Raw genomic sequence first — 11,750 nt, 5'->3', positions numbered from 1 at the left:
GACGGGCGCCGGCACGCTCGTCGGCGCGCTCGCCGGCACGCTCGCCGGACGCGGAGCCCTGACGGGGGTCGGGCACGATCGGCGCGGCGCGGGTGGGCTGCTCCGAGGGGTCGGAGTCCCATCCACCGTTGTTGCTCATGTCCCCTCCTGGTGACGCTCACGCGCGCGGGGTGCGCGTGTCTGCGTTCGACGGTAGCGCGCGAGGCGGACGAGATCAGCCGACGGGCTGGAGCACCTCGGTGCCGATGAACGGCTGCAGCGCCGCGGGCACCCGCACGGATCCGTCTGGCTGCTGGTTGTTTTCGAGCAGCGCGACGATCGGGCGGGTGTCGGTGAGCATCGTGCCGTTGAGCGTCGCGACATAGTCGGTGCGACCTTCGTCCGTGCGATAGCGGATGCCGAGCCGGCGGGCCTGATAGGTCGTGCAATTCGAGGTCGAGGTGAGCTCGCGGTACTTGCCCTGCGTGGGCACCCACGCTTCGCAGTCGAATTTGCGCGCGGCCGAGCCACCGAGGTCGCCCGCGGCCACGTCGATCACCCGGTAGGGCAGCTCAAGCGCGTCCAGCAGCCGCCGCTCGATCCGCAGCAGGTTCTGGTGTTCGGCGACGGCCTCTTCCGGCCGGCAGAAGACGAACATCTCGGTCTTGGTGAACTGGTGCACCCGGAAGATCCCGCGGGTGTCCTTGCCGTAGGACCCCGCCTCGCGCCGATAACAGGTCGAGGTCGCGGTGTAGCGCAACGGCCCGTCGGCCAGGTCGATGATCTCGTCGGTGTGATAACCGGCGAGCGCCACCTCGCTCGTGCCGGTGAGATAGAGGTCGTCGTCGGCCAGGTGGTAGACGTCGTCATGCGCGTCGAGATAGCCGGTGCCACCCATCGTCGCCGCGCTCACGAGGGTCGGCACGACGAGCGGGGTGAAACCCTCCTCGGCCGCGATGCTCTGCGCGAAGGCCATCAACGCGGTCGACAGCCGCGCCCCCGCACCGCGCAGGTAGTAGAACCGCGAGCCGCTGACCTTGGCGCCGCGCTCCATGTCGATCGCGCCGAGCTTCTCCCCGAGCGCGAGGTGGTCGAGCGGCTCGAAGTCGAATTCCCTTGGGGTGCCGACGGTTTCGAGGGTGTCGAAGTCGTCCTCGCCGCCGGCGGGCACGCCGTCGATGATGACATTGTCGAGCGCGCGCAGCAGGGTGTCGTAGCGCTGCCCCTCGGTGTCGGCGGCCGCTTCAAGGCGCTTCACCTCGGCGGCGAGATCGCCCGCCCTGGTGCGGGCCGCCTCGGCCTCGACCTCCAGCGCGGCGGTGTCCTCGCCGGCCTTCTTGGCCTTGCTGAGCCGGCCCATCGCCGCGCCGACCTCCTTGCTCACCGTCTTCTGCTGCGAGCGCAGTTGCTCGAACTGCTGCAGCGACGAGCGCCGCTTCTCGTCGGCGTCCAGGACCTGGTCGACCAGGCTCTCGTCCGCCCCGCGGGCGCGCTGGCTGGCGCGCACGATCTCGGGGTTGTCCCGCAGCAGTTTGATGTCGATCACGGTCGCCAAGGCTAATCGGTATGCCGCCCGCCTCGCCTTCCGGTTTCGTCTCGCCCCTGTCGTGTCGGTCACCATGACCCGCTTGGGCGGCCGCTGGACCGCCGCCTGCGATAGCTTGCGGACGGTCGCACCCCCGTTCCCCCTCCAAGGTTCCGCAACGCCATGAAGCGCAGTGCCGTCGTCATCAACCCCGTCAAGGTGCGGGATCTGCGTGCGGTGAAGCAGGAGATCTCGGCGATCTTCTGGGGTTACGGCTGGGCCGAACCGCTCTACCTGGAGACGACGGTGGCCGAGCCCGGGGTGTCCCAGAGCCGGCGCGCCGTCGACGAGGGGGTGGACATGGTGTGCGCCCTGGGTGGCGACGGCACGGTGCGATGTGTGGCAACACCGTTGCTGCACACCGGGATTCCGCTCGGTGTGCTCGCCTCCGGCACCGGCAACCTCCTCTCGCGCAATCTCGGCCTGCCCCGTTCGGTGCCCGACGCGGTGCGGGTGGCTCTCAGCGGGCAGTCCCGGCAGATCGATGCGATGCAGATCGACATCGACCGCGATGGGGATGGGCTCTATGAGGAGCCGCAGTTCGGGCTGGTCATGAGCGGGATCGGCCTGGACGCCGAGATCCTGGCCGCGACCGACGAATCCTTGAAGACCAAGATCGGCTGGTTGGCCTATCCGATGGCCAGCCGCGCGTATCTGCGGCGCCGGCCCGTGCCGATGACCGTGACCCACGATGGGACCGAGGTCTCCCGCGACCCGCTCACCGCGGTCATCGTCGGCTCGTGCGGGATGTTGCAGGGCGGCATCACCTTGATGCCGGACGCCCAGGTCGACGACGGCCTGCTCGATGCGGTCTCGCTGCGCGTCGACAACCTGCGGGCCTGGGTGCCGCTGATCGCGCACACATCGCTGCGGCGGCGCGGTGACTCCCGCCAGCTCAGCCGCTCGCGTGCCCGGTCGATCGACGTGCGCACCGAAGACGCGGCGATGATCGAAATCGACGGCGATATCGCCGGGCGGGCCCGGGCGATCCGCGCGACCGTGCTCCCGGGCGCCCTGGTGGTGCGGGTGCGATGAACCGCCGCTTCATCTTCCACTCCGAGTACGACCTGCCCGGCCCCCCCGCTCGCGTCTTCGACGCCCTGCGCGATGTCGACACCTGGCAGCGCTGGTGGCCGCAGATCCGTGAGATCGAGCGGTATGACGAACGCCGCGGCCGGGTGCTCATCCGCAGCTTCCTGCCGCTGTCGTTGGACCTCATCCTCACCGAATCCGTTGTGGATCAATCGGATCGGCGGCTGCGCGCGGACATCGCCGGCGACCTGGTGGGCTGGTCGCAGTTTCACGTGAAGCCGGGCAATGACGGTGGGACCCGGCTGATCTTCGACCAGGTGTCGGTGGTCACCAAGCGTGGTGCGGCGACGGCGGCACCGTTCTTCCGGATGGCCTTCGTCGCCAACCACCGGGTGATGATGAGCAGCGGGATGCGCCGGCTGGCCCGGCATACGGCCTGACCCCCTCCGCCGGTTGAGCAAATCCGCCCCCTTCGCTGGTTGAGCGAGGGCCGAGCTTGCGAGGCCCGCGTCGAAACCCCGCGGCTTTTCGTTGGTTGAGCAAGGACGAGGCGCTAGCCGAGTCCGCGTCGAAACCCCGCGGCTTTTCGTTGGTTGAGCAAGGACGAGGCGCTAGCCGAGTCCGCGTCGAAACCCGTTGCACCTCAAGTGGTTTCGACGCGCTCCCCCGCTTCGCTCCTCCGCTTGCTCAACCAGCGGGAGTGTGGGGCGTGGGTCTAGATCGGTTCGAGGATGCGGCGCAGGAAGTCCTGGGTGCGAGCGTTCTGAGGGTGGGAGATGACCTCACCCGGCGTGCCGTGCTCGACCACGACACCGCCGTCGATGAAGAGGACCTGGTCGGCGACCTGAGCGGCGAACTTCACCTCGTGCGTCACGATCACCATTGTCCAGCCCTCGGTGGCCAGATCGCGGATCACCCGCAGTACCTCACCCACCAGCTCCGGGTCGAGCGCTGAGGTGGGCTCGTCGAAAAGCACCAGCTTGGGCTTCAGCGCGAGCGCCCGGGCGATACCGACGCGCTGCTGCTGGCCACCGGACAGCTGGTAGGGGAATTTGTCCGCGTGCTCGGCGAGACCGACCTTGGCGAGCAGTTCCACGCCCTGCGAGCGCGCCTCCTCACGCGGAATCCGTTGCACCACAACGGGTCCCTCGATCACATTCTCGATAGCGGTGCGATGCGGGAAGAGGTTGTGAGCCTGGAAGACCATGCCGCTCTGCGCGGTCAGGCGGTCCACCGTCTGCCGCTGCGGACGGGGCAACCGCCCGCGACGGCCGGGGTGGACGTCGGCGAAGTCGACCGTGGCGTCACTCACGCGCACGGTGCCGGCGTCCGGCAGCTCCAGCCCGTTGAGCGAGCGCAGCAGCGTCGTCTTGCCCGAGCCCGACGGGCCGAGGATCACCGTGACGCTGCCCTCGGGCACCGCGAACGACACGTCCTGCAGGACGGTGTGCTCGCCGAAGGACTTCTTGAGGCGCTCGACGCGGACCAATTCACTCATGCCACGAACCTGCTCACTCGACGCTCGACCCGGTGCTGCACGAAGGACAGCACGACACAGATCAGCCAGTAGTAGATGGCCGCGAGGCCGTAGAGGGTGAAGAACTTGAAGGTCGGCGCGGCCGCGATCTGTGCCTGCCGCAACAACTCCACCACCAGGATCGACGACGCGAGCGAGGTGCTCTTCAGCAGGTCGATCAGAATGTTGGACAGGGGTGGCACCGCGGTGCGCGCCGCCTGCGGCAGGACGATCCGCCCCAGCGTCGACCGATAGCCCATCCCGATCGTGCGGGCCGCCTCCCACTGGCCACGGGGCACCGAGGAGATGGCCGAGCGGATGGTCTCGGCGGCATACCCGCTGACATTGAGGGTGAAGCCGATGACCGCCGCCGTGAACGGCGCGAGCTTCCAGCCGAACTGCGGCAGACCGAAGTAGATCAGCAGCAGCAACACGAGCACCGGGATGCCGCGCATCAGCGAGATGAAGAAGCGAGCCGGTGCGAAGAGCGCGGGGTTGGTCGACAGCCGCGCGACCGCGACCCCGAGAGCGATGAGCAGGCCGAGCGCAAAACTGATGAGCGTCAACGGGATTGACACGGTGATCGCCGCCCACGCCATCGGCCAGGCGTTGTCCTTGATCAGCTGCCAGTCGGTGACCGGCTTCTCCTTGGCGGTGAAGTATTTGTCGTAGAGCCGCGTCGTGGTCCCGTCGCTCTTGAGTTCGGCGATGCCGCGGTTGAGCGCGGGCAGATAACCCGAGCCCTTGCGCGCGGCGAGCACCGACTCGGACCGGTCGCTCGTCTCGGCGACGATCTTCACGCCCGGGTCGGTCTGGCTGGCCATGAAGTTGCGCACGGCGAGCTTGTCGTTGACCACCACGTCGACGCTGCCCTGGCGCAGGTTCTGGATCGCCTTGTCCATGCTGTCGACGCCGATGATCTGGGCGCCATTGGCCCGCGCGACATCGGCCCAGTTGCTCGTGAGGTTCTGCCCGGCGCGCTTGCCGCGAATGTCCTTGAGCGACCTGATCGTGCTGTTGTCCTGGGCGACGACGACCACGCCGGTGGTGTCGACATACGGGCTGGACAGGTCGTAGAGCGCCTCGCGCTTCGGATTCTTGGTGACCTCGTTGGCGACCAGATCGATCCGGCCGGAGGTGAGGGCGGCGAACATCGAGTCCCAGGGGACCTCGACGAACTGCACCTGTATGCCGAGTGCTCGCCCCAGTGCCTTCATGTACTCCACGTCGAAGCCGGTCAGCTGACCGCCGGCGTGATAGCTGAACGGCGGGTAGACCCCTTCGGTGCCGACGCGCAGCACCTTCGGCAGGCCGGCGGCGGGCCCGGAAGGCGCGGCGCTCGCCGCGCTGGGCGATCCCGTCGGCGCGCTGGTATCCGGCGTGCTCGCCGAACCCGCAGGCGCCGTCGGCGCTGAGCTCGCCGCGGCTGCCACCGGCGCGAGCCCAAGCAGCGTCGTGGCGAGGAGGACCAGCGCGGCCGCCATACCGGCGACACGCGACGTGATTACTTGCATGACGAACAGTTATATGCCCGATCACCGGCAGGACTGAAATCGGCGTCAGTCGCCGGTGCGCAGCGAGCGCAGCCAGCTGCGCGCCTCGCTGAAGGCGCGGTCACCGTGCTGCGCCGAGATCACCGGCGGCCGGCGGTCGGCTCGCGGATAGGAGCCGAGGAAGCGCACCTGGGCGGCCACCCGGTGCAGACCCATCAGCGCCTCACCGACCCGCTCTTCGGACACATGGCCCTCGAAGTCGATCGAGAAGCCGTATTGCCCCATCGCCGCACCGGTCGGCCGCGACTCCAGCCGGGTCATGTTGATATCCCGAGCGGCGAACTGCTCCAGCAGCGCCAGCAGACCACCGGCGTGGTCGCTGTGCTGGTAGAGCATGATCGTCGTCTTGTCGGCACCGGTCGGCGCGGGCGGAGCGCCCGGCCCGGAGACGAGCACGAAGCGGGTGACGGCGTTCGCGTTGTCGCCGATGTCACTGGCCAGCACGGTGAGCCCGAAGGTCTCCGCGGCACCGGGCGCGCACACAGCCGCCTGGTATGGCGGCTCGCCGTCCGCCCCGAGGTCGGCGGCTGCAGCGGCCGTCGACAGGGTCGGAATGTATTGCGCCGCAGGGGCATTCGCGGCCATCCAGCCACGCACCTGCGGCCAGGCGTGCGAGTGCGAGCCCACCGCCTCGATGTCACCTAGGGTCGTCCCGGCGCGCACCGCGAGCACGAAGGTGATCGGCACCAGCACCTCGGCACGGATCAGCAGACCGTCCCGGGCGTTCAGCGCGTCGAGCGTGGCCGAGACGCCGCCTTCGACCGAGTTCTCGATCGGCACCATGACCTCGTCGACCTCGCCCGCGGCGACCGCGTCCAACGCCGCGGGCACGGTGGCGAACGCGGTCGCAGAGTCCAGCAGCTGCGGCATACCGAGGGAATGCAGGTGAGACGCGAGGGCCATCTGGGTGAAGGTCCCGCGCGGACCGAAGTATCCGTACCTCACGCCCTCCGCCGCGCCTCTGCCCTCGTCTGCGGGCCTCGCTGCGCTCGTGTCCTCGACTCGGTCGTCGCTCATGCGTCCTCCCGATCGGTCCGAGCCGCCGCCAGCGCCTGGCGCTCCTCGGGAGTGAGGGTGAGTTCGGAGCCGCCGTCGATGACGCCCTTGGCGTAGGTGCGGGACTCGCCGCGCGCGTGAATGGAGCTGATCACCAGCCCGTCACCACGGTCGTCGACGATCGCCGCGGAGAAGGACAGCCGGCCGCCCATGTCGCCGAAGGCGTCATACCGCACCACCGAAACATGCCGCAGCCCTGCCGCGACATGGTCGGTGACCCCGTCGATCCGCGCGCTGAGCGCGGTCACCCGCTGGTCGAGCGAGGTGATCCGATCATGTTCGGCCCGTATGACGTTCGCCACATCCGGCCCCTCCTGGGCGCCGCCCCACAACACCCGGAAATTGCGCTGAATCGCCCGCAGCCGCACCATGACCAGGCCCGCGGCGGCACACGCCACGAGCGCCAGCAGGCAGGCGATCACGGCCACGGCGTCCACGCAGGGCAGGGTAGTCGGCCCCTACGCTGAGCGGGCCACGGATCTCACCCTCGCGCTCACGGTGTTCGCCACGATCTTCGTGGTCGAGCTGCCGGACAAGACCTTCATCGCCACGCTCGTGCTCTCGACGCGCTACAAGCCGCTGCCGGTCTGGATCGGTGTCAGCCTGGCGTTCCTGGTGCAGACCGTCGTGGCGGTCACGGCCGGCGGGCTGATCTCGCGGCTGCCCAAGACGCCGGTGCACGTGGTGGTGCTCATCCTGTTCCTGGTCGCGGGCATCCTGCTGATCCGCAGTGCCTCCCACGCCGACGAGGAGGAGCACGAGGCCGAGGAGGAGTTCACCGCCAAGGCGAGCAAGGACGCCCGCGGCCTCAAGGCGGTGAGCGCGAGCTTCCTGGTGCTCTTCCTGGCCGAATGGGGCGACCTGTCACAGCTGGCGACCGCCGGTTTCGCGGCCAAGCAGGGTCAACCGGTGAGCGTCGGCATCGGGGCCTTCGCGGCGCTCGCTCTGGTCTCTGGGCTCGCGGCGGTGCTGGGACGCGCTCTGCTGCAACGGATCTCGCTGTCCATGATCCGGCGGGCCGGTGGCGTGATCTGTCTGATCCTCGCCGCGCTGATGGCGCTGCAGCTGGCCGGGGTGGAGACGCCGCTCGGCTGATCGACGCTGTCAGGAGCACCCCGATCGGCAACGTAGCCTTGAGCGGTGCTGCGACGGTGGTTCCTCATCATGGGCCTGACGGTCCTTGCCTTCGCCGTCGCGACGATCACCTGGTCGCTGCTGCAGGCGCGTCCCAAGGCGCTGCCGGTGTCGCAACCGGGTCCGCTGGTCGTGGTCTCGATGCCGACCCTGACGTATGCCGATACGCCCAACACCCGCCAGTCCGCGCTGTGGGATCTCGCGCGTGACGGGGCGGTCGGCGCGCTCGCCACCCGCAGCCTGACCGGTCACAGTTGCTCGTTGCAGAGCTGGCTGACCTTCTCGGCCGGTGCCCGCACGTCGGTTGGAGCGACCGTGAGCGCGACACCGCGCGGGCAGGCGCCCGGCACGTGCCCGGCCCCACCGGCGATGAGCTTCGACGGCGCCGGCGCGCAGTTTCCCCAGTGGGAGCAGTGGCGCCAGGTCACCCTGGGCCGGGTCGCCCAGGCGGACATCGGCAAGCTCGGCTCGACGCTCGCCGCACGCGGGCAGTGCATCATGGCCGCCGGCCCGTTCGCCGCGCTTGGTGCGGCTGACCGCACCGGCCGGGTCGCGCGCTACACGCCCGATCCGGCCAATGTCGACGTCAACGCCTGCCCGGTCACCTTTATCTCCCTCGACGGGCCGGACGACGACTACTTGCGGATGCTGATGCGGCATCTGCCGCCGCGATCGACGATCGTCGTGGCCGGGATGGCCGACGACACCGGCCCGGAGCGACTGCACGCCGTCGTCATCTCCGGAGCGGGCACGCCGCACGGACTGCTGACCTCGATCTCGACCCGGCAGCGCGGGGTCATCACCCTCAGTGATCTGTCGGCGCTCGTGCTCTCGCGGCTCGGCGCCGGGGCGCCCCGGCTGCCCGAAGGCCGCTCGCCGCTGGTCCAGCCGTCCGGCAGCCCGACCGCGGCCGTCGTGCGCACCACCGAGATCACCGGCGCCCTGACCCAGGAATACAGCCTGGTCCAGCCGTTCATCGTCGGTTTCTACGCCATCGTGCTGGCAGCCTTCGCCCTCGGCGGCATCGCCTGGCTCATCGCTCGCTCCGAGCCGGAGGACTCCAGCACCCGGCGGGCGATCCGCCGGTGGACCTCGCTCGTCGCGGCGACGGCTGCGTGTATGCCGGTCGCGACCTTCATCGCCAATGCCTTCCCCTGGTATCGCGGTCACCATCCGCGGCTGCAGCTGGCGTTGCTGGTGTGCGGGATCAGCGTGCTGGCCGGCGTCGTCGCCCTCGGCGGTCCGTGGCGCCGGTGGATGGGCGGCCCGACCGCCTTCATCTGCATGCTCACCGCCGCGGTCATCGGGCTCGACGTCGTGCACGGCTCGGATCTGCAGTTCCTGTCGATGCTCGGCCTGCAGCCGGTGTATGGCGGCCGCTACTACGGCATGGGCAATGTCGCCTTCGCGCTGCTCGCCACCTCCTCCCTGCTGTATGCCGCGATCGTCGCCGGGCCGTTGACCCGCGGCCACCGTGCCGCGCACGGGCTGGCCGCCCTGACGGTGGTGGTGGTCGGCGCGGCGGCGGTCCTCGTGGACGGTTACCCGGGGTGGGGCGCCGACGGTGGCGGGCCGGCCGCGCTCATCCCGGCGTTCGGCTATCTGGCGATCAACGCGGCGGGAAAACGGTTGACCTTCCTGCGAATCACGCTCATCTCGGTGGTGACCGGAGTCTTCGTCGGCGGCGCGGCCGTGCTGGACTACCTGCGCGGACCCGAACGCCGCACGCACCTCGGTGAAGTCGTCGCCGGCCTGCGAACCTCAGGCACCTTCGGCAGTGTCGAGCGCATCTGGCAGGCCAACTGGACGATGCTCACCTCGTCACCGCTGGCGATGTGCGTGCCGCTGATCGTGCTGCTCTTCGTGTGGGCGCTGGTGCGGCCGAACTCGTGGCCGGGTCGCACGCTGCGACCGTTCATCGCGGCGCAGCCCTTCCTCGAGCGTGGCCTGGCCGCGATCGTGGTCACCTGGATGCTCGGCTTCTTCCTCAACGACTCCGGCACCGCGATCCCCCCGGCCGGTGCCATGTTGCTCGTGCCCCTGCTCATCCTGTTGCGCAACCGGGTGTCGCCCGAGGCGTCGGCCCGGCATCGGCGGCGTGCTCGTCGAGCGGAGGTGACCGCCGGCCCCACAGCGGAAGGTGCGGAGACCCGGGAAGGTGACCAGCGGGCGGCATACGGAAGCTGAGGCGGTCTTGTCCCGCTGACAGGTGAGTGACAGCCGCGTCCGCCTAGCCTGGGGTCCATGCTCCGCCGCTACGCGCCCGTCGCCGCGCTGCTCGCCCTGCTCTTCGTCGTCGCGAACCTGCTGGTGATGTGGGGGACCAAGCACAAGCCCGCGCAGACGATCAAGCAGCCGGGGCCGCTGGTGATCGTCGCGGCGCCCGGGCTGACCTGGCACGACGTGACCCAGCAGCGCTATCCCGACCTGTGGTCGGTGCTCGACTACGGCGCAATGGGCTCGCAGGACACCGGCGGTGCGTGCACGCCGAATGCCTGGCTGACCCTCGGGGCGGGCGCGGCTGCTTCGACGGGTAGCTGCACCGTGCCGCAGCCGAAGGTGTCGGGCAGCACCGCGTCGTGGCCGCATTGGCAGCAATGGCAACGCGATTCGGGCTCGGCTCCGCTGGGAGCCCTGGCGGCGGCATACGGTCGGCGGGGGCAGTGCGTGCAGGCGGTCGGGGCCGGTGCGGCGCTTGCGGCGGCGGACCCGCGCGGCCGGGTCGCGCGCTACGCCCGATCGATTGGTGCGGCGAACCTGTCGGCCTGCGCGGTCAGCCTCGTCGACGCGGGCGCGGGCCGTGGGGTGGCCACGATGGCGCAGCTCAACGCGGTCTTCGCCAAGCTGCCGTCGGAGGCCACGGTCGTGCTCACCGGGCTGTCCGGCGAGGGGCTCGGTTTCGTCTACACGGTCGGCAACGGGGTCACGCACGGCACGCTGACCTCGCATTCGACCCGGCAGCCCGGGCTGGTGCAGACCTCGGACCTCACGGCGTTCGCGCTCGGCCGGTTGTCCACGACGATGCCGGCCGGGGTGACGGGGCAGCCCCTGCTGGTGCTGCCCAACTCGACGCCCTCGAAGCATCTCGCCGCCTCGGCTCGTGACCTGGATCAGCAACTGCGACAGGGTGATTCGCTCGTCTGGTGGCTGGTCGGGCTGGTGCTCGTTGCGTCCGGGGCGCTGGCGCTGGTCGCCCGGCGCAGCGCGCCGCGGTGGGTGCCACCGGTGCTGGTCGGGCTGGGTGCAGTGCCGGCCGCGAGTTATCTCGCCAACGTGCTGCCGTGGTGGCGGTGGACGCCGGGTCCGTTGTGGTTCGGGCTCATCGTGCTCGCGTGGGCGGGCCTCGGTGCGGCGATCGCGTATGCCGGTCCGTGGCGCCGCTCGGTCGGGGCGCCGTCCCTGGTCCTCGCCGGGCTGACGATCGCGCTCGTCGTGAGCGATGCCCTGCACGACTCGCCGCTGCAACTGGGCACGCCCCTCGGGCTGCGCACGCTTGCAACCGGCGAGCATCGCGGCATCGGCTCCGCGGCGGCGGGCGTGCTGGTCGGCTGTGTGGTGCTCCTGCTGGCCGCGGTGATGCGACGGCGGCCCGCTGGGGCTCTTGGTCCGGTGCGAGGCGACGTGGTGGTCTGGGTCGCGGCCGGTGTGGCGGCGGTGGCCTGCGCGCTGCTGCTCGGTGTGGTCGCGGGGCTCGCCGTGCTGGTGGTCGTGGTGCCGCTCGCCCTTGCGGCGTGGACGCAGGGGTTGTTGCCCGCGGACACCACCATCCGCATCAGCCGACGTGAGTTGTTGCGCGAAGAACGCGCCCGCCAGCGCGAAGCGGAGGCCGAAGAGTTCGCTGAGAATGACGACGCAGGCGAGGCCTCGGTCCGTCCGACTGACCGCCGATGACGAG

General features: G+C 70.0%; 11 protein-coding genes. 6 read left to right on the top strand and 5 right to left on the bottom strand.

The features are described from left to right. Window positions 1–214: 214 nt before the first annotated feature. Window positions 215–1,525 carry a serine--tRNA ligase gene (gene serS / locus G9U51_RS15795; protein ID WP_166198307.1) on the bottom strand — a complete coding sequence of 437 codons (1,311 nt, stop codon included), beginning with the start codon at window positions 1,523–1,525 and terminating at the stop codon, window positions 215–217. A gap of 162 nt (window positions 1,526–1,687) precedes the next feature. Here serS and G9U51_RS15790 point away from each other — a divergent pair, with 162 nt between their 5' ends. Together G9U51_RS15790 and G9U51_RS15785 are read left to right on the top strand one after the other, a co-directional pair. Then, window positions 1,688–2,599, top strand: a complete 912-nt coding sequence (locus G9U51_RS15790) for a diacylglycerol/lipid kinase family protein (RefSeq protein ID WP_166198305.1) — start codon at window positions 1,688–1,690, stop codon at window positions 2,597–2,599. Continuing rightward, window positions 2,596–3,036, top strand: coding sequence for an SRPBCC family protein (locus tag G9U51_RS15785; protein WP_166198303.1), 441 nt, complete (start codon window positions 2,596–2,598; stop codon window positions 3,034–3,036). The genes G9U51_RS15790 and G9U51_RS15785 overlap by 4 nt, the downstream gene beginning before the upstream one ends. 275 nt (window positions 3,037–3,311) lie before the next feature. On the opposite strand, the gene G9U51_RS15780 is transcribed toward G9U51_RS15785, so the two are convergent. Continuing rightward, a complete protein-coding gene (locus tag G9U51_RS15780; RefSeq protein WP_166198301.1) occupies window positions 3,312–4,094 on the bottom strand; it encodes an amino acid ABC transporter ATP-binding protein in 783 nt (260 codons plus the stop codon). Then, entirely contained in the window at window positions 4,091–5,413 is a 1,323-nt protein-coding gene (locus G9U51_RS15775; RefSeq protein ID WP_328823512.1) for an ABC transporter substrate-binding protein/permease, read from the bottom strand. Before G9U51_RS15775 ends, G9U51_RS15780 begins: the two co-directional genes overlap by 4 nt. On the opposite strand from G9U51_RS15775, the gene G9U51_RS17540 reads away from it, so the two are divergent. After that, the gene (locus G9U51_RS17540; RefSeq protein WP_235946227.1) at window positions 5,397–5,663 is read left to right on the top strand and encodes a hypothetical protein; all 267 of its coding nucleotides are present in this window, start codon (window positions 5,397–5,399) and stop codon (window positions 5,661–5,663) included. The genes G9U51_RS15775 and G9U51_RS17540 overlap by 17 nt on opposite strands. Window positions 5,664–5,671: 8 nt before the next feature. Here the strand turns inward: G9U51_RS17540 and pheA are convergent, their stop codons facing one another. Further along, on the bottom strand, window positions 5,672–6,682 hold the full coding sequence (gene pheA / locus G9U51_RS15770) for a prephenate dehydratase (RefSeq protein ID WP_166198299.1): 1,011 nt from the start codon (window positions 6,680–6,682) through the stop codon (window positions 5,672–5,674). Then, complete coding sequence (locus G9U51_RS15765; protein WP_166198297.1) at window positions 6,679–7,158, bottom strand: DUF4446 family protein; 480 nt, start codon at window positions 7,156–7,158, stop codon at window positions 6,679–6,681. Before G9U51_RS15765 ends, pheA begins: the two co-directional genes overlap by 4 nt. 61 nt (window positions 7,159–7,219) lie before the next feature. On the opposite strand from G9U51_RS15765, the gene G9U51_RS15760 reads away from it, so the two are divergent. From G9U51_RS15760 to G9U51_RS15750, 3 genes are read left to right on the top strand one after another with little or no spacing between them, the layout of a single operon-like run. Further along, window positions 7,220–7,816, top strand: a complete 597-nt coding sequence (locus tag G9U51_RS15760; protein ID WP_328823511.1) for a TMEM165/GDT1 family protein — start codon at window positions 7,220–7,222, stop codon at window positions 7,814–7,816. Between the two features lie 45 nt (window positions 7,817–7,861). Further along, entirely contained in the window at window positions 7,862–10,042 is a 2,181-nt protein-coding gene (locus G9U51_RS15755) for a hypothetical protein (protein ID WP_166198293.1), read from the top strand. Between the two features lie 57 nt (window positions 10,043–10,099). Beyond that, window positions 10,100–11,746 (top strand): hypothetical protein, encoded by a 1,647-nt coding sequence (locus tag G9U51_RS15750; protein ID WP_166198291.1) that lies wholly within the window; start codon window positions 10,100–10,102, stop codon window positions 11,744–11,746. The last annotated feature ends 4 nt before the right edge of the window (window positions 11,747–11,750 follow it).

Origin of the sequence: Metallococcus carri, from assembly GCF_011440275.1 — a bacterium.
In the GTDB taxonomy this organism is placed as follows: domain Bacteria; phylum Actinomycetota; class Actinomycetes; order Actinomycetales; family Dermatophilaceae; genus Metallococcus; species Metallococcus carri.
This window is presented reverse-complemented; position numbering and strand designations above follow the sequence as displayed.